Raw genomic sequence first — 18,300 nt, forward strand, 5'->3', positions numbered from 1 at the left:
ATATGTTTAAATTTAACGATGAGAAAGGACAATTGAAATGTTCTTTCTGCGGTAAATCCCAGGAACAAGTCCGCAAGTTAGTGGCGGGACCAGGGGTGTATATATGTGATGAGTGTATCGAGCTTTGCGCGGAGATCGTGGAAGAAGAACTCGGTCATGATGAAGAGATTGATCTGAAGGATATTCCGAAACCAAAAGAGATTCGTGATATTCTCGATCAATATGTAATTGGTCAAGATCAAGCTAAGAAATCATTGTCTGTAGCGGTTTATAATCACTACAAACGTATTAATACACAGAGCAAAATTGACGACGTGGAAATGTCGAAAAGTAATATCTTGCTTCTAGGACCAACAGGTTCTGGTAAGACTTTACTTGCTCAAACGATGGCTAAAATTCTGAATGTACCGTTTGCAATTGCAGATGCTACGTCTTTGACGGAAGCAGGGTATGTTGGTGAAGACGTTGAGAATATTCTTCTCAAGTTGATCCAAGCAGCGGATTATGATGTAGAAAAAGCAGAACGCGGCATCATTTATATTGATGAAATTGATAAAGTTGCACGTAAGTCGGAGAATCCTTCGATTACACGTGACGTTTCTGGTGAAGGTGTGCAGCAAGCTCTCCTCAAAATTTTGGAGGGAACGGTTGCTTCCGTACCGCCACAAGGTGGACGTAAGCATCCACATCAAGAGTTTATCCAGATCGATACAACGAATATTCTATTCGTTTGCGGCGGTGCCTTTGATGGACTAGAGCAAATGATTAAACGCCGTATCGGTAAAAAAGTAATCGGATTTAACTCTGCAACAGAGCAAAAGGACTTGAAACCAGGAGAATATCTTGGCATGGTTCTTCCAGAAGATTTGCTCAAGTTCGGTTTGATTCCGGAATTTGTAGGACGTTTGCCAGTCATTTCTACTTTGGAGCCGCTTGATGAAGACACACTTGTTCGCATCCTGTCTGAGCCGAAGAACGCACTGGTTAAACAGTACACGAAAATGCTCGAACTCGATAATGTTACTCTTGAGTTTGAACCAGGAGCACTTGAGGCCATTGCTCGTGAAGCGATCAAACGGAATACAGGAGCTCGTGGACTTCGTGCCATTATCGAAGGCTTATTGCTTGATGTAATGTATGAAGTGCCATCTCGTGAAGATGTAACCAAATGCGTAATTACACAACAGGTTGTTGAAGAAAAAACAACACCTGAATTACGTAGTGGAGATGAAAAAGATAAAAAACAGGAAGAAAGTGCGTGATCTTGGCTGATCCCACTTATCTAGTTTAAATAATTTAGTCATACTCCACTGGTACAGGGGCTTATTACTGGATATTCCAGTCCTCTTGCTGGTGGAGATTTGACGTTATGGGGAGAGAAAGCCATCATGTTTCTGAGACAAGATACACGTCCCGTAAAAGTTGGAGATATTACCATCGGCGGAAGCAACGAAGTAATTATACAAAGTATGTGTACGACAAAAACTGCCGATGTAGAAGCAACCGTTGCTGAGATCTTGCGTCTGGAAGAAGCAGGTTGTCAGATCGTTCGCGTAACGGTAAATAATGACGAAGCAGCAGATGCGATTAAAGAAATTAAGAAACGGATTCATATCCCACTGGTAGCGGATATTCACTTTAACTACAAGCTGGCTTTGAAGGCGATAGAGAACGGGATTGATAAAGTTCGTATTAATCCAGGGAACATCGGCCGCCGTGAAAAGGTAGAAGCAGTAGTTGAAGCTTGTAAAGCAAAAGGTATCCCGATTCGTATTGGAGTCAATGCCGGTTCTCTTGAGAATCATTTGCTCGAAAAGTACGGATATCCTACAGCAGATGCGATGGTAGAAAGCGCACTTTATCACATTGGTATTCTAGAAGAGCTTGATTTTCACGATATTATCGTATCCCTGAAAGCATCTGACGTACCCATGGCGATTGAAGCTTATACTAAAGCAGCTCAGGTTATTCCTTATCCGCTTCATCTTGGGATTACAGAAGCTGGCACCCTGTTCTCTGGAACGATTAAGAGTTCAGCGGGAATGGGAGCACTTCTTTCACTCGGGATTGGTTCAACGATGCGTATTTCACTTAGCGCCGATCCGGTAGAAGAAATAAAGGTAGCAAGAGAACTGCTCAAAACGTTTGGTCTGATCTCGAATGCAGCTACGCTAATTTCTTGCCCGACTTGTGGACGTCTTGATATTGATCTATTCTCCATTGCAAACGAAGTGGAAGAGTATATCTCACAGATTAAAGTACCGATTAAAGTATCTGTACTCGGCTGTGCGGTTAACGGTCCAGGAGAAGCAAGAGAAGCAGATATCGGTATTGCCGGTGCTCGGGGAGAAGGATTGTTATTCCGTTATGGAGAGATGATTCGCAAGGTACCTGAGGCAGAGATGGTTAATGAATTGAAAAAAGAAATTGATAAAATTGTGGTTGCCTATGAAGAAACAGGGGTCATCCCTGGCCGTAAGCACTAATATATTATTATCTATATAAGATAAGTCAACTTTCCACCGCGAAAGTTGGCTTTTTTTTGTTTTTCCGTCCTACTTCATCCGTATTTTACGTTTACCACAAGGGGAAAAGGCTATACTACCAAGTATCGAACTTTTTACGTGGCAAAAATATGTGAAACAAAGATTGAACAGGAGGACATAGATATGGGAAATGAAATAACGATTATCATTATGTTGGTCAATTTATTTTTTGGAGTGGTGATTGGGTTATATTTTTGGAATATGCTGCGCTCGCAAAAGAGTAATCGAAGTGCGGTAGAAAAGGAATCTCGCAAAGAATTGGATAAACTACGGAAGCTGAGAGCCATTTCGCTGACGAAGCCGCTTGCTGAAAAGACACGACCTGCGAAGCTTGAAGATATTGTTGGCCAAAAAGATGGCCTGCGCGCCATGAAGGCCGCTCTCTGCAGCGGTAATCCTCAGCATGTCATTGTTTACGGTCCACCGGGAGTAGGGAAGACAGCGGCAGCCAGGGTCATTTTAGAGGAAGCGAAAAAGAACCCGGCCTCTCCTTTTAAGGCAGATGCCAAATTCACAGAGATCGATGCGACCACAGCGCGTTTTGATGAACGGGGAATTGCGGATCCTCTCATCGGATCCGTACATGATCCGATATATCAAGGAGCGGGTGCAATGGGGGTAGCTGGTGTTCCTCAGCCGAAACCGGGAGCTGTTACCAAAGCGCATGGTGGGATTTTATTTGTGGACGAGATTGGTGAACTTCATACGATTCAAATGAACAAACTTTTGAAAGTACTCGAGGATCGCAAAGTGATTTTGGAAAGTGCGTACTACAATTCCGAAGATACGCATACTCCTGCTTATATCCATGATATTTTCCAAAATGGGTTGCCGGCAGATTTTCGTCTTGTTGGTGCAACGACTAGATCTCCACATGAAATTCCGCCAGCACTGCGTTCTCGCTGTATGGAAATCTTTTTCCGCGCGCTATTACCAGAAGAGATTGGACAAATTGCGGAAGATGCAATATCCAAAATCGGGTTCTCAGCGAATCCGGAAGCAGTAGAAGTTGTTAAAAAGTACGCGACGAATGGTCGGGAAGCAGTAAACATCGTACAGCTTGCTGCCGGACTTGCCCTGACGGAAAATCGGGATGAACTTCAAGCCTCTGATTTAGAATGGGTAGCGAGCAGTAGTCAAATTCAGCCAAGACCTGATCGGAAAATACCAAGTCGTCCTCAAATCGGTTTTGTTAACGGACTTGCTGTGTATGGTCCAAATATGGGAGCGTTGCTTGAAATTGAAGTTTCTGCTGTACCTGTATCAAAAGGCAAAGGAACCTATAACATTACGGGTGTCGTAGAGGAAGAAGAGATTGGTGGAGGATCTAGAACACTGCGCCGCAAAAGCATGGCAAAAGGTTCTGTAGAGAATGTACTGACTGTTCTTCGTGCTATGGGGTATTCGCCATCTAATTATGATCTTCACATTAATTTCCCTGGTGGAACGCCGATTGATGGACCTTCCGCTGGGATTGCGATGGCAACGGCGATTGTTTCGGCAATTCGAGGAATCCCTGTAGATCATGAGCTGGCCATGACAGGAGAAATAAGTATTCACGGAAAAGTGAAGCCAATCGGTGGCGTTTTGGCTAAGGTGGAAGCAGCATTTCAAGCAGGGGTCAAAAAAGTAATTATTCCAGCTGAGAACTGGCAATCCATTTTTGATAACTTGGAAGGCTTACGTGTGATTCCGGTTGAGACGGCTGAAGAAGTGTTCCAGCATGTGTTTGGTGAGTCGGAAAAAATAGTAGTGGACGAGATTGTTTCTCCTCCTACGGAACTCTTTCCGCCTTCCTCTCCATCTGTTCTGCATGCTGATCATAATCGGAACGGTAAACTGAATAGTACCGAAAGCATGTAATGCTTGTCCCTTCATTGGTTTTTTATGTGAACATTTGATAAAATAATGAATGATAACAACTTGAGAGCCATTGGAGGTGTGAAAGCGATGGGACCGAGCAAAGCCAAAGGTCGTCGTTTTCCTTTACTGCCTTTGAGAGGACTTCTTGTTTACCCGAGTATGGTACTTCATCTCGATGTGGGCAGGGAGAAATCAGTTAAGGCTTTGGAAAAAGCGATGGTAGAAGAACATTTAATCCTCCTGTGTTCCCAATCTGAAGTAAATATTGAAGAACCTACAAGAGAAGACATCTTCCGGATCGGGACAGTGGCGAAGGTCAGACAGATGCTGAAGCTTCCGAATGGGACGATTCGGGTTCTTGTAGAAGGATTGGAACGTGCGGAAATTACCGAATACACAGATAATGTTGATTTTTATGAAGTACTGGCAGTAGAACTTCCTGAAGAAGAGACAAACCATCCGGAGACGGATGCTCTAATGAGAACGCTACTGAACCAGTTCGAAAATTATATAAATCTGTCTAAAAAGATTACCCCGGAGACACTCGCGGCGGTGTCTGATATTGAAGAACCTGGGCGTCTTGCGGATGTAATAACCAGCCATCTTTCACTTAAGATTAAAGATAAACAAGAAATTCTGGAGACGATTAACGTTAAGCAAAGACTTGAGAAACTCCTCGATATTCTTAATAACGAGCGGGAAGTTTTGGAGCTTGAACGTAAGATCAGCCAACGTGTGAAAAAGCAGATGGAAAAAACGCAGAAGGAATATTATCTGCGTGAACAAATGAAAGCAATTCAAAAGGAGCTTGGAGAAAAAGAAGGCCGTGCAGGTGAAGTGGAAGAACTGCGCAACCAAGCTGCTGCTCTAAATCTTCCTGAGAAGGTTCAGGAGAAGGTAGACAAAGAAATTGATCGGCTTGAGAAAATGCCGGCTAGCTCTGCGGAAGGCGGCGTTATTCGAAATTACGTTGATTGGCTGCTTGCTTTGCCTTGGAGCCGTTCGACGGAAGATGATCTTGATATTCAGGCTGCCGAAGAAGTACTTGATGCAGATCACTATGGCCTGGAGAAACCGAAGGAGAGAGTGCTTGAGTACTTAGCAGTTCAGAAGCTGGTTAAGAAGCTCAAAGGCCCGATTCTCTGTCTTGTAGGACCTCCTGGGGTAGGGAAAACATCTTTGGCCCGTTCTATAGCGAAGTCACTTGGACGGGAATTTGTACGCATCTCACTTGGCGGAGTTCGTGATGAGGCGGAAATTCGCGGTCATCGCCGAACCTATGTAGGCGCAATGCCGGGCAGAATCATTCAAGGCATGAAAACAGCAGGTTCACTTAACCCTGTCTTCTTACTTGATGAGATTGATAAAATGGCTTCTGACTTCCGCGGTGATCCGTCATCAGCGCTTCTTGAAGTGTTAGATCCGGAACAGAACAACACATTTAGTGACCATTTTGTCGAACTGCCTTTTGATCTGTCGAATGTCATGTTTGTGACAACGGCGAATACTGTGCACAGTATTCCTAGACCGCTTCTTGATCGTATGGAACTCTTGAATATTCCGGGTTATACGGAACTAGAGAAACTGCAAATCGCGAATCGCTATTTGTTGCCTAAGCAGATTCGAGAGCATGGTCTTACAGAGCAGCAGCTTCAGGTTGGTGAAGATACACTGCTGAAAGTCATTCGTGAATATACAAGAGAATCCGGTGTACGGAACTTAGAACAGCAGATGGCATCCCTCTGCCGTAAAGCAGCCAAGAAAATTGTGACAGGGTATGAAGGAAGTATCATCATTACACCGGAAGAGATTAAAGATTATCTAGGTCCGGGTAAATTCAGGTACGGTGTAGCAGATCTTGAAGATCAGATCGGTACAGTGACAGGTCTTGCATGGACAGAGGTTGGCGGCGAAACTTTGGTGATTGAAGTGACTGTTGTGCCGGGAACAGGCAAGTTAACCCTAACCGGGAAACTTGGAGACGTGATGAAAGAATCTGCACAAGCAGCATTTAGCTATACTCGTTCCAAGGCGATTGAACTTGGGATTGCGCCAGACTTCCATGAGAAAAATGATATTCATATTCATATACCGGAAGGTGCTATTCCTAAAGATGGTCCTTCAGCAGGGATCACGATGGCAACGGCACTTATTTCAGCCCTCACGAATCGTCATGTGTCCAAACACGTAGCGATGACGGGTGAAATCACGCTGCGGGGCCGAGTGCTTCCGATCGGAGGACTGAAGGAAAAATCACTGGCAGCTCACCGAGCTGGATATAAGAAAATTTTATTACCTAAGGACAACGAACGTGATTTAAGAGATATTCCGGACAGTGTTCGAGAAGATATCGAATTTATTCCTGTTGCTCATATGGATCAAGTACTGCAGCATGCTCTTGTAGAACAAGCAGGAGTGCATTAGAGAGGACAATTATCAACTATGAAAGTAACAAGATCGGAATTTATTATTAGTGCTGTAAGCCCCAGTCAATATCCTGAGGATGCCTTGCCGGAGATTGCTCTGGCAGGGCGTTCCAATGTGGGGAAATCATCACTGATTAATCGTATGATTAATCGGAAAAACCTGGCACGAACGAGTTCGACACCAGGTAAAACGCAACAACTTAACTATTATCGTATTAATGATCAGCTTTATTTTGTCGATTTCCCGGGTTATGGATATGCTAAAGTTTCTAAAACACAGCGAGCATTATTTGGACAAATGATGGAGAAATACTTGCTGGAGCGTTCGGAACTGAAACTTGTGATGCAGATGATCGATATGCGTCATGCACCAACCAAGGATGATATTATGATGTATGATTGGCTCAAACACCATGGTCTTCCTGTTTGTATCGTAACTACAAAGATGGACAAGATTCCAAAAACAAAACGCGCCAAACATGCAAAAATTATAAAAGAAGCCCTTCAGATCCATCCAGATGATTCATTTGTATCTTTTTCTTCGGAAGAAGGTCTTGGCAGAGATGAATTGTGGGAAGTTATTTCCCGCTATGCATTCTCTAATGATCCATTCGGTGAGGAAGAAGAGCAGGATGAAGTAGAAGAAGGCCAGGAAACCTCAACTCACGAAGCGTAACAAGCCTAAAATGCAGGATGACAGAGTTAGCATGAACTTTTAATGCAGGAAAGTGAGCATCTTCCCTATCAGCTATAGAATTTAAGCGCTTATCCCCTTATTTACGGTTTTTGCGCAAGTTTTTATGGTTTAGAGAAGGAGCGAACCGTTTAAAAGGTAGTGTATAATAGAGTCAGGCATAAGCTTGTTACGAAATTTCCGGTGAATACACCGGCCTGATGAAAATCAGGAAAGAATTGGGGAGATTTTTATGGCTCAGCGGTTAGCCACAGAATATGTTAAAGCCACTTTGAAATTGTCGGAAACTCAAATGAAGCAGTTCTTGCAGATGGCAGAAGACGGTCATGTCCATTCAAGAGTGAAAATTCTTGGTAATGGAGGACAGGAAATTGTACTAGAGGATCATGCAGGCGAGGAAGTTCATTTTCCATTTGATCGTAGAGAAGGGTTTTATGTCTGTGAGTTGTCTTGCCGCTTGGTAAATTTACACTTAACTAATTTGGTGCGCAAGTTATTCCTTTGCTTCAAAGGAGAAGGAATTGTAAATCGGGTATACGCTGGGTTTACAATGTCTTATGTCTATTCAAAAGGATCTGTGCGTAAAATTGTGGAAGTAAAAGAGAATCAATCCCAGACGGTATATCAATACAAAAATACACTTCAGGAAATGGAAGATGTATTCCGAATGAGAGATGTCGAGCAACAGATTACAAAGGTTAAAAGAAGTGTTAACGAACTGCTTGATTTACGGAATGTAACCTATAATCAAGAAGGAATTGCTAAGATTGACGAGCAATTACGCACTCATACGTTTACTTTATTTGCTTTAGAAGCATAAGTACTTCCCGAAGGAAATACGCTAGCATATTATTTTCTAGAACTCCTTACCCTACTGTGGTATGGAGTTTTTTTGTTTGTATAAACAAGGATGAATTAACCTTTTTAGATCGCAAATCTTTATAAAAAGGATTGTTTCGATTCGGAGTGAAACTCCGATTTAGGCCCCTACAGTTCCGATTACTAAGTGATTGTGATTTACTTCATAGTAACAGATGTATTTATTTGCAGTGCTTGTAAAAAAACTGTTGCAATTGCATTAGATAGATGTTACTTTTAATCTCGTTGAAAAGAATATAGGAACCAGGATTCACTCAGGACATTGAATGTTGCGAGAGATTATTCCCTCGGGAAGTGAATGACGTAGGTCCTAGCGGATGAAATTTTTTCAAACATTTTATTCCTAGGAAGGGGGAACCGGAAGATGGAATATTCAACTTTCGGAAGACACGTTGCTGTTGATACTTGGGGAGTCGACTTTGATTTACTGAACAATGAGGAGTTTTTGCAAGCTCAGATGATTGATGCAGCTGAGGCTTGTGGTGCGACAGTATTGTCTGTACAATCCAAGCAATTTGAACCTCAAGGAGCGACAGTACTTGTATTGCTGTCAGAGAGCCATCTCTCGATTCACACGTATCCTGAGAGAGGTTTTGCCGCAATTGATTGTTATACTTGTGGAGAAACGGTAGACCCGCAGTTAGCCATTGACTACCTGGTGTCCGTACTGAAACCAGAAAAAACGTACGCCAAAAAATTGGTTCGCGGTTTGGGTGAAATGAAGGTTGAAACACCTGAAATGAACCAAATCGAACTTGTTTGATGGAAAGTTAATAATATTGATTAAACTGACAACCATGGATAAATATCCATGGTTGTTTTATATATGTAGATATTTTACAATTCTGGTATACTTAATTGGGTGAATAATTTCATTTTAAGATTTGAACTAAGAAAAGTGCAGGGTGTCTCCGTCGCTGCATAAAGATATGAAGAGCCGGTAAAATTAAGCGAAAGCTATGCCTGTAAAATGAGGATTTCATAAACATGTCATAAAAAGCACTTAGCCGGGTAAATACATATGTTATACTGAGTATTGTTTGCATTATGTACTCAAGATCATGTGCTGTTTACAGCGCATTGTGATATAGATCATTTACAAAATTAATGAAATCGTAGAGGCAGGTGAACTTGCAATGCACATCGTCGCAGTTGGATTGAATTATCGCACAGCGCCTGTAGAAGTCAGGGAACGTTTTACGTTTGATGAGAAGGACTTATCCCTTGCACTCCAGCAGCTTAAAAAGACAAATAGTGTATTGGAAGGCGTCATTGTAGCTACATGCAACCGGACTGAAATGTATGTGGTAGTCGATCGTCTTCATATGTGCGGCTATTTTATTCGTAGTTTTATGGAGAAATGGTTTGGAATTTCTCGTGAAGAATTCACCCAGCATCTTTATATCTACGAAGATGAGCAGGCAATCCGTCATCTGTTTCGTGTGACAAGCGGGCTTGACTCTATGGTTATTGGAGAAACTCAGATTCTTGGGCAAGTTAAACAAGCTTTTTTGTGTGCACAGCAAGAGAAAGCAACAGGTACGTGGTTTAATGAACTATTTAAACATGCGATTACGGTTGGTAAACGAGCACATTCAGAAACATCCATTGGGGAAGCTGCCGTTTCGGTGAGTTATGCAGCCGTAGAACTAGGTAAGCGAATTTTCGGCTCGTTTTTGAACAAAAAAGTAATGATTCTTGGTGCGGGAAAAATGAGCGAACTTACCGTGCAACATTTGTACGCAAATGGAGCGGAAGAAGTTATTGTCGCGAATCGGACCTTTGTACGGGCTGAAGAATTGGCGAAAAAATTCCAAGGAACCGCTTGTACTATGGAACAGGCATTTTCCAGATTACATGAAGTCGACATTCTGATTAGTTCTACGGGTGCTAAAGACTTTGTTATTTCCCTGGATATGATGAAAGAAAGCATGAAGCGAAGAAAAGCACGTCCGCTCTTTATGATTGATATCGCCGTCCCAAGAGATATTGATCCTGCAATCAGTGATATGTCCAATGTTTACTTATATGATATTGATGATTTGGAAGGCGTAGTAGAGACCAATCTTGAAATGCGCCGTATGGAAGCCGCTAAAATTGATGCATTTATTGAAGAAGAAATGATCGCTTTTCAGCAGTGGCTTACAACGCTGGGAGTACGACCTGTCATTCGTGCCCTTCAAGAAAAAGCGAATACTGTTCACGAGGATACACTCGAAAGTTTATTTAATAAGCTGCCGGAACTGGATGATAGACAGCGAAAAGTCATTCGGCGTCTTACCAAAAGTATGCTGAATCAAATAACTCATGAGCCGATTAACCAAATTAAAGAAATGGCTGCTGATAAAAAAGCAGACGACGCTTTATTGATGTTTACCAAAATGTTTGGGCTCGAGGATGAGGTTGATGACAAGAAACAGGACATTGCTCCTTCTCAAGGGAGCTTACAGCCTGCCGTGGAAATGAACCATGGAGCTGCAAAGGAATCTTCGCGTCTCGCTTATGTTCCTGTGAGCCTGTAAGGCAGGTGTAGAGCTAAGTGACGGTTCATGATACGATTCACAGTTTCATCATTTATATTTACGCTCTGAGCCTTCTGTTTTATTTCTCGGATTGTATTCGTCGTAATGCGAATGCAAAGCGGATAGGCACAGGGCTTCTTGTTATTGTATCGATAATGCAGTTTCTATATCTTTTGTTCTATACGGTGAATGAAGGGTATGTTCCCATCTACTCCATGTACGATTTTATTTTCTTGTTTTCATTTTGTATCGTATTAATTTCATTCATATTAAGCCGGGGGCAGAGGTCAGAATACATTGTATTCCTACTGAATGTAGTCAGTTTCAGCGCTTTGGTGCTTAGTGACTTTTGGCTCGCTCCGAGTGAGAATGCACTACTCAATTGGCAGACCGTACATGGTATGCTGGTAATGCATATTGCACTTGCAAATCTTGGATTTGCAGCACTGACGGTATCGGCAGTTTTTGCATTGATTTATCTCTTTTTACATTACAGACTGAAGTTAAAACGTTGGAATGATTCTATGAGACGTGTGCCAAGCCTTGAAATTCTGCAATCGTATATGAACAAAGCAAGCCTGATCGGTACACCCATTCTTGGGATATCTGTGATCCTCGCCATTTTGTCGATTGTTGCCGAGAAGCAGTGGCTGTACCTATTGGATCTGAAAGTACTCGCTACTTTTATTGCTCTATGTATTTATGTTGGTTATTTTGTATCAAAACGATATATTGATGCACCTCAGCATATAATGGCAAGGTGGATTTTGATTGGATATGCTTTTGTTATTGTTAGTTTTTTGAGTAACGCTTGGTCAATGTTTCATCGCTGGACAGGGGAGTGAGACATTACGCATGGAGAATCACTATGTACCAATTATGTTAAATTGTTCAGGGCGCAGGTGCATTGTTATCGGTGGAGGTAAGGTAGCAGAGCGAAAGATTGAGGCTCTTGCAGGTTCAGGAGCGTTGCTCACTATTATTAGCCCCGAAGTGACGGAAAACCTTCTTCACATGGTTCACCGGGGTGAAGCCGAATGGCGTAAGAAGCCCTACCTCCAGGGAGACCTGGAAGGGGCTTTTCTTGTATATGCGGCAACGGATAGCCCGGAAGTCAACGAACAAGTCATTGCCGAAGCCCAGCAGAGAAACATACTTGTTAACCGTGCAGATGCTCCGAGTACAGGTGATTTTATTACACCCAGCTCTTTACGCCGCGGTAAATTAACGATTGCGGTTTCTGCATCAGGTGCAAGCCCTGGATTTGCAAAACAAGTTATGGAACAGATGAGAGCCAACTATGGGGAAGAATATGAGATTTACCTTGATTTTTTACAGCAATTTCGAGAGGTCATTCAGCTTGAAGTCGAAGATCGTAGAGATAGAAAGTACTTGCTTGATCGGGTGCTTGAAATGGATGTTTTAATACAAATTCGAGAAAAACGGTTTCATTCATGGTCACAGGAAGAAATGGTAAAGTGGATTACTGTCAATCGAGAGGGGTAATAAGATGCGTACAATTATTGTGGGAAGCAGACAAAGTGCCTTGGCATTGACACAAACAGGTCATGTCATCGAAGATTTGAAAAAGATATGTTTAGAGCATGGACTTGAGTTTGATTTTGAAGTGAAGAAAATTGTCACTAAAGGAGATCAGATCCTAAATGTTACGCTGTCAAAAGTAGGCGGCAAAGGACTGTTTGTCAAAGAAATCGAACAGGCAATGATGAACAAAGAGATTGATATGGCGGTACATAGTATGAAAGATATGCCTTCGGTGTTGCCTGAATCACTTACGACGGGGGCCGTACCCAAACGAGAGGACCCAAGAGATGCTTTGATCTCTCGAAATGGTGCTTCGCTTGATGAGCTTCCTCATGGAGCAAAGATCGGTACCAGCAGCCTTCGCCGTGCCAGTCAGTTGAAGGCTTATCGACCTGATCTCAATGTAGAGTGGATCCGCGGGAATATTGATTCTCGTTTACGTAAACTGGAGACGGAAGGTTTTGAAGCAATTATCTTAGCTGCAGCAGGTCTTTCACGCATGGGATGGAGTGATCGAATCACCTCATATTTATCTCCTGAAACTTGTTTACCAGCCGTTGGTCAAGGGGCGCTGGGTATTGAATGCCGTAAGGATGATAAAGAACTGCTTACACTTCTTTCTTTATATAATGATGAAGTAACAGCCAGACCGGTTGCTGCTGAACGAGAGTTTTTACATGTGCTGAACGGTGGTTGCCAGGTTCCTATTGGAGCTTATGCCACATGGGTTACGGGTAGTAACATGGAAGACAAACAGATTGAACTCACGGGTATGGTAGGTACACCGGATGGTCAGACCGTATTGAAACAAACCTTAACAGGTACTGATCCAAAACAGCTTGGTAAGGCTGTGGCCAGCCGATTAATTGAAATGGGTGCAGAGAAGATACTGGCAGATGTAAGGGGATGATATCCATGACAGGGAAAGTTTATCTAGTAGGGGCAGGTCCGGGCAATGCAAAGCTCATTACTGTTAAGGGATGGGAATGTATTCAAAAGGCAGATGTTGTCGTATATGATCGACTAGCGAGTCCTAGACTGCTTCGAATTATGAAACCGGGAGCAGAAAAAATTTATGTAGGCAAAAAGACAAATCGACACACGATGAAACAAGATGATATTAATCAGCTTCTAGTTGATTTGGCTCTTGCAGGGAAGAAGGTTGTTCGTTTAAAAGGCGGAGACCCTACGATTTTTGGAAGAGTGGGTGAAGAGGCAGAATTATTGAAGCAGAATAACGTACCTTTTGAGATTGTACCAGGAGTAACTTCTGCAATCAGTGTACCTGCCTATGCTGGAATCCCCGTAACTCACCGGGATTACGCTTCTTCTATTTCGATTATTACAGGACATGAGAGCCCAGAAAAAATGAACCGTGCCATCCACTGGGATAAGGTAACGAATGCAACCGGAACACTTGTTTTTATGATGGGTGTTGCGAATATTGGATATATTAGTAAGCAGCTAATTGATCATGGCAGACCAAAGGATACGCCTGTAGCCCTTATTCGCTGGGGAACATGGGCAGAACAGGATACACTGATCGGAACGCTGGAGGATATTGAAGCCAAAGTAATAGAGAATAAATTCCTTCCGCCCGGTGTGATCGTGGTAGGAGATGTGGTTAAACAACGTGAACGCCTCAAATGGGTAGAATCCATGCCTTTATTCGGTAAACGAATCTTGGTCACACGGGCTAGAACACAAGCGATTGATCTGGTAGATCGAATTGAAGAGCTTGGCGGAGAAGCTTATGAGCTGCCTGTGATCGAAACCGTGCCTCCCGTCTCAGCAGAAACAAGAGATCAGATCAAAAACGCACTCGCCTCTATGCCGGAGTATGATTGGGTATTCTTTACGAGTGTTAACGGAGTGGAATACTTCTTTAAGCATCTCGAAGAGCTAGGCCTGGATATCCGTGCATTATCAAAAGCTAGAATCGTAGCTATTGGACCTTCTACAAGAGAAGTTTTACGAAGTAAAGGAATTGTAGCAGAAGAAGTGCAAGGGTCTTACCAGCAAGAAGGTTTAATGGACACCTTTGGAGATGAATTGTTGCCAGGTCAGAAGGTTCTTCTGCCTTGTGGAAATCTTGCGCGGTCTTGGCTGCCGGATCGACTTCGTGAAAAAGGTCTGGAAGTTAGCGTAGCCCACATTTATGAGACAGTGATTCCCGATGAATGGGATGATGATGTCATTCAGCTGCTGGAAAAAGGGAAAATATATGCTGTTACTTTTACAAGCTCTTCTACCGTAACACACTTGCTTGCATTGCTGAAGAAAATGGGTAATGACAATCCAGTAGAGCTTCTTAATAAAGTGCATGTTGTATGTATCGGTCCCGTTACTGCTCAAGAAGCAGAGAAGGCGGGCCTTTCTGTAAGCATCATATCGGATAAGGCTGCAATGGACAGTCTAACGGATGCTTTGTGCGAACTGAAAGATAAATAATTAGGTTATAAAAAAAGGAAGACAGAAAGGGGAATTATCGATTATGGGATTTCCAAATGTTAGACTTCGTCGCTTGCGCAGTACTGCCGCAATTCGCAGTATGGTGCGTGAAACACATCTTCATGTGAGTGATTTTATTCAACCGATTTATGTAACTTACGGAACGGGAGTGAAACAGGAGATTTCTTCGATGCCTGGTGTCTACCGTTTTTCTTTAGATACTTTAAAAGAAGAAGTACAAGAGATTGCTGAACTCGGTATTCCGGCTGTACTTTTGTTTGGAATTCCGGAAACGAAAGATGCAGTGGGTTCATCTGCTTATGCCGAAGATGGAATTGTCCAGGAAGCGACAAGGCTGATCAAATCATGGTATCCAGACCTTCTGGTTGTTGCTGATACTTGCTTGTGTGAGTTTACAGATCATGGACACTGCGGAATGGTTCATACTCATGAAAGAGACGGGCATGTACATGCACATGTTCTGAATGATGAATCGCTTGATCTACTGGTGAGAACGGCGGTATCCCAAGCGGAAGCAGGGGCAGATATTATTGCTCCTTCGAACATGATGGATGGTTTTGTTGGTGCAATTCGCCAAGGTTTGGATGAAGCAGGGTATGAGAATATCCCCATTATGTCCTACTCTGTAAAATATGCTTCCGGTTTCTACGGACCTTTCCGTGAAGCAGCTGACTCTGCTCCGCAGTATGGGGATCGTAAAGGCTATCAGATGGATCCAGCGAATGCACGTGAAGCACTTCGTGAAGCAGAAAGTGATGTTCTCGAAGGAGCAGATATGCTGATGGTAAAACCATCGCTTTCTTATTTAGACGTGATGCGAACCCTCAAAGATCAGTTTGATCTCCCGCTGGTCGCTTACAACGTAAGTGGTGAATATGCGATGGTGAAAGCAGCAGCAATGAACGGATGGATTGATGAGAAATCAGTGGCTATGGAGATTTTGCTAAGCATGAAACGCGCAGGTGCAGATATGATCATCACCTACTACGGCAAAGATGCGGCTCGCTGGCTCTCAGAGAAATAAGGTACGGTGGAAGTAGGAAGTGACTACACAAAGAGGAGTGAAAGTAATGGGCACTAATCAACGTCAGCCTCGTATGGAGGAACAGTCAAGAAAGGCTTTTGAAGAAGCAAAACAGTATATGCCGGGCGGAGTGAACAGTCCAGTTCGTGCATTTAAATCCGTTGGACTTACACCAATCTATGCAGATCATGGTATTGGATCAAGAATCTATGATATCGATGGGAATTCGTTTATTGATTATGTGGCTTCCTGGGGACCGCTTATTATGGGACATGCTCATCCCGAGGTCATCGCTGCGATTCAAGAGACAGCAATAAAAGGGACAAGCTTTGGCGCACCAACTTTAATAGAGACGGAAATGGCCAAACTTGTTTGCGAACGTGTGCCATCCATTGATATCGTACGAATGGTCAATTCCGGAACCGAAGCAACGATGAGTGCAATCCGCCTTGCACGGGGGATAACGGGACGTAGTAAAATTTTGAAATTCGAAGGCTCTTATCATGGACATGCAGACAGTTTGCTTATTAAAGCAGGCTCTGGAGTAGCAACGCTTGGTCTGCCGGATAGCCCGGGTGTTCCAGAAGGTGTAGCTGTAAATACGATCACCGTACCTTATAACGATCTTGAATCGGTAGCCATAGCATTTGAGAAATTTGGAGAAGAGATCGCAGCTGTGATCGTCGAACCGGTTGCTGGGAATATGGGGGTCGTTCCGCCCGTATCTGGATTCTTGGAAGGACTTCGCCAAATTACAGAAGATTACGGAAGTATTCTCATTTTTGATGAAGTCATGACTGGTTTCCGGGTGGGACTTAACAGTGCTCAAGGCAGATTTGGGGTAACACCAGATTTGACATGCCTTGGTAAAGTAATTGGCGGCGGTCTGCCTGTGGGTGCTTATGGCGGTCGTCGGGATCTTATGGAACAGATTGCTCCTTCCGGACCGATCTATCAAGCGGGTACACTGAGCGGCAATCCGCTTGCTATGGCAGCGGGTCTGACTACGCTTCGTTTACTCAATCAAGAAGTTTATGATCGCTTGGAGATGCTAGGAGCGAAGCTGCAAGCTGGTTTTGAGAAAAATGCACGTGAGCTTGGTATTCCTATAACGATCAATCGGGTAGGCTCGATGGTATGTCCTTTCTTTACGGAGGAGCCTGTTACGAACTATGATATCGCGAAATCAAGTAATCTCGATCGCTTCCGGGCCTATTTCGGACATCTGCTTCAGGAAGGAGTCAGCGTAGCACCATCTCAATTTGAAGGAATGTTTATCTCGGGTGTGCATTCCGAACAAGATATTGAAGATACAATTGAAGCTAATTATAATGCGCTGAGAAAACTATGATTACTTCAAAAAGAAGAGGAGAATGGCTGGAGCTTACTCCAGGAAAAAAAGCACTCTCTGGCGAAAATCGGAATGCAGCTGCCGAAGCTTGGCTCTTGCAGGAGCTGGGCATGCCGCCTAAACTTCTTCATGAATTGAAGCAAAATCAAGGGATCAAAATTGCGGGGGACCGGCTGAGGCTGGCCCTTTTTCCGTCTGTATCGCTAGGCATCTCTCCACGTTATTTCCTGCTTGATATTTTATATGAAGATGATTTTTGTCTTGTTGTTAATAAACCGACAGGTATGCCAGTCCATCCTGACGGAAATGAGCGCCATGATGGAATTATTACGCTGGATCATGCGGTTGCTGCCTACTATGAATCTGAGGGTCAAGAGATTGCGGTACGCCATATCCACAGGCTTGATGTAGATACATCCGGACCTGTGCTATACGCCAAGAATCGATATGCTGAATTAAAACTAAATTCGATGATGGAACATAAAGCGATTGATAGAGCCTATGTGGCGATCGTTCATGGAATCATTACTCAGAATGAAGAAGTGCTAGAATATCCGATCGGCAAAGATCGTCATCACAAACAGAGAAGAAGGGTTTCGCCTACAGGACAGCATGCGGTAACTCGTATGAAGGTCTCTGAACGGTTAGACGAGGCAACTCTTGTCCGTCTGCAATTGGAGACAGGGAGAACCCATCAGATCAGAGTTCACCTTAGCCACATCGGTCATCCTTTATTTGGTGATACACTCTATGGGGGCAGAAATGAAGGGATTCGCAGGCAAGCCCTTCACGGGGAGAGGCTTACATTTCATCATCCGTTTACAGGAGAGTTGCTCCGTATTGAGGCACCTTGGCCGGAAGATATTATGGAACTATATAAAGCGAGAAAAAAAGTGGAATAGATCGAATACTCATAAAATGGTATGAGTCCTTTATTTAGAGCATATACATGTCAACGAGAAGAAACTTATTGCTAAA

General features: G+C 43.3%; 15 protein-coding genes. All 15 read left to right on the forward strand.

Annotated elements, in window-relative coordinates; translation table 11 throughout:
• Nucleotides 1–2: 2 nt before the first annotated feature.
• Nucleotides 3–1,262, forward strand: a complete 1,260-nt coding sequence (gene clpX, locus H9647_RS17220) for an ATP-dependent protease ATP-binding subunit ClpX (RefSeq protein WP_191802210.1) — start codon at nt 3–5, stop codon at nt 1,260–1,262.
• Nucleotides 1,263–1,388: 126 nt separating this feature from the next.
• Nucleotides 1,389–2,486 carry a flavodoxin-dependent (E)-4-hydroxy-3-methylbut-2-enyl-diphosphate synthase gene (ispG, locus tag H9647_RS17225; protein ID WP_191802212.1) on the forward strand — a complete coding sequence of 366 codons (1,098 nt, stop codon included), beginning with the start codon at nt 1,389–1,391 and terminating at the stop codon, nt 2,484–2,486.
• A 183-nt stretch (nt 2,487–2,669) separates the two neighbouring features.
• The gene (lonB, locus tag H9647_RS17230) at nt 2,670–4,409 is read left to right on the forward strand and encodes an ATP-dependent protease LonB (protein ID WP_191802214.1); all 1,740 of its coding nucleotides are present in this window, start codon (nt 2,670–2,672) and stop codon (nt 4,407–4,409) included.
• An 87-nt stretch (nt 4,410–4,496) separates the two neighbouring features.
• Nucleotides 4,497–6,833, forward strand: a complete 2,337-nt coding sequence (gene lon / locus H9647_RS17235) for an endopeptidase La (protein ID WP_191802216.1) — start codon at nt 4,497–4,499, stop codon at nt 6,831–6,833.
• 18 nt (nt 6,834–6,851) lie between these two features.
• The gene (gene yihA / locus H9647_RS17240; protein WP_191802218.1) at nt 6,852–7,511 is read left to right on the forward strand and encodes a ribosome biogenesis GTP-binding protein YihA/YsxC; all 660 of its coding nucleotides are present in this window, start codon (nt 6,852–6,854) and stop codon (nt 7,509–7,511) included.
• 250 nt (nt 7,512–7,761) lie between these two features.
• Nucleotides 7,762–8,349 carry a non-ribosomal peptide synthetase module gene (locus H9647_RS17245; RefSeq protein ID WP_191802220.1) on the forward strand — a complete coding sequence of 196 codons (588 nt, stop codon included), beginning with the start codon at nt 7,762–7,764 and terminating at the stop codon, nt 8,347–8,349.
• 423 nt (nt 8,350–8,772) lie between these two features.
• Nucleotides 8,773–9,171: an adenosylmethionine decarboxylase gene (gene speD / locus H9647_RS17250; RefSeq protein WP_191802222.1), complete on the forward strand. Its 399-nt coding sequence runs from the start codon at nt 8,773–8,775 to the stop codon at nt 9,169–9,171.
• Between the two features lie 373 nt (nt 9,172–9,544).
• Complete coding sequence (hemA, locus tag H9647_RS17255; protein ID WP_191802224.1) at nt 9,545–10,930, forward strand: glutamyl-tRNA reductase; 1,386 nt, start codon at nt 9,545–9,547, stop codon at nt 10,928–10,930.
• Between the two features lie 17 nt (nt 10,931–10,947).
• On the forward strand, nt 10,948–11,775 hold the full coding sequence (ccsA, locus tag H9647_RS17260; RefSeq protein WP_191802226.1) for a cytochrome c biogenesis protein CcsA: 828 nt from the start codon (nt 10,948–10,950) through the stop codon (nt 11,773–11,775).
• 10 nt (nt 11,776–11,785) lie between these two features.
• The gene (locus tag H9647_RS17265) at nt 11,786–12,436 is read left to right on the forward strand and encodes a precorrin-2 dehydrogenase/sirohydrochlorin ferrochelatase family protein (protein WP_191802228.1); all 651 of its coding nucleotides are present in this window, start codon (nt 11,786–11,788) and stop codon (nt 12,434–12,436) included.
• Nucleotides 12,437–12,440: 4 nt separating this feature from the next.
• Nucleotides 12,441–13,385, forward strand: a complete 945-nt coding sequence (hemC, locus tag H9647_RS17270; protein ID WP_191802230.1) for a hydroxymethylbilane synthase — start codon at nt 12,441–12,443, stop codon at nt 13,383–13,385.
• A 5-nt stretch (nt 13,386–13,390) separates the two neighbouring features.
• Nucleotides 13,391–14,926, forward strand: a complete 1,536-nt coding sequence (gene cobA, locus H9647_RS17275; RefSeq protein ID WP_191802232.1) for a uroporphyrinogen-III C-methyltransferase — start codon at nt 13,391–13,393, stop codon at nt 14,924–14,926.
• A gap of 43 nt (nt 14,927–14,969) precedes the next feature.
• Nucleotides 14,970–15,971, forward strand: coding sequence for a porphobilinogen synthase (gene hemB, locus H9647_RS17280; RefSeq protein WP_191802235.1), 1,002 nt, complete (start codon nt 14,970–14,972; stop codon nt 15,969–15,971).
• Nucleotides 15,972–16,017: 46 nt separating this feature from the next.
• Nucleotides 16,018–17,322 (forward strand): glutamate-1-semialdehyde 2,1-aminomutase, encoded by a 1,305-nt coding sequence (gene hemL / locus H9647_RS17285; protein WP_191802237.1) that lies wholly within the window; start codon nt 16,018–16,020, stop codon nt 17,320–17,322.
• Nucleotides 17,319–18,224 carry an RluA family pseudouridine synthase gene (locus H9647_RS17290; protein WP_191802239.1) on the forward strand — a complete coding sequence of 302 codons (906 nt, stop codon included), beginning with the start codon at nt 17,319–17,321 and terminating at the stop codon, nt 18,222–18,224. Before hemL ends, H9647_RS17290 begins: the two co-directional genes overlap by 4 nt.
• Nucleotides 18,225–18,300: the final 76 nt, after the last annotated feature.

Source organism: Paenibacillus gallinarum (assembly GCF_014836635.1).
GTDB classification, from domain to species: domain Bacteria; phylum Bacillota; class Bacilli; order Paenibacillales; family Paenibacillaceae; genus Paenibacillus; species Paenibacillus gallinarum.

Bases quoted from the DNA above. Each gene is read 5' to 3' on its own strand.
- clpX (WP_191802210.1), top strand. From the start codon at position 3: ATGTTTAAATTTAACGATGAGAAAGGACAATTGAAATGTTCTTTCTGC.
- ispG (WP_191802212.1), top strand. From the start codon at position 1,389: ATGTTTCTGAGACAAGATACACGTCCCGTAAAAGTTGGAGATATTACC.
- lonB (WP_191802214.1), top strand. From the start codon at position 2,670: ATGGGAAATGAAATAACGATTATCATTATGTTGGTCAATTTATTTTTT.
- lon (WP_191802216.1), top strand. From the start codon at position 4,497: ATGGGACCGAGCAAAGCCAAAGGTCGTCGTTTTCCTTTACTGCCTTTG.
- yihA (WP_191802218.1), top strand. From the start codon at position 6,852: ATGAAAGTAACAAGATCGGAATTTATTATTAGTGCTGTAAGCCCCAGT.
- H9647_RS17245 (WP_191802220.1), top strand. From the start codon at position 7,762: ATGGCTCAGCGGTTAGCCACAGAATATGTTAAAGCCACTTTGAAATTG.
- speD (WP_191802222.1), top strand. From the start codon at position 8,773: ATGGAATATTCAACTTTCGGAAGACACGTTGCTGTTGATACTTGGGGA.
- hemA (WP_191802224.1), top strand. From the start codon at position 9,545: ATGCACATCGTCGCAGTTGGATTGAATTATCGCACAGCGCCTGTAGAA.
- H9647_RS17265 (WP_191802228.1), top strand. From the start codon at position 11,786: ATGGAGAATCACTATGTACCAATTATGTTAAATTGTTCAGGGCGCAGG.
- hemC (WP_191802230.1), top strand. From the start codon at position 12,441: ATGCGTACAATTATTGTGGGAAGCAGACAAAGTGCCTTGGCATTGACA.
- cobA (WP_191802232.1), top strand. From the start codon at position 13,391: ATGACAGGGAAAGTTTATCTAGTAGGGGCAGGTCCGGGCAATGCAAAG.
- hemB (WP_191802235.1), top strand. From the start codon at position 14,970: ATGGGATTTCCAAATGTTAGACTTCGTCGCTTGCGCAGTACTGCCGCA.
- hemL (WP_191802237.1), top strand. From the start codon at position 16,018: ATGGGCACTAATCAACGTCAGCCTCGTATGGAGGAACAGTCAAGAAAG.
- H9647_RS17290 (WP_191802239.1), top strand. From the start codon at position 17,319: ATGATTACTTCAAAAAGAAGAGGAGAATGGCTGGAGCTTACTCCAGGA.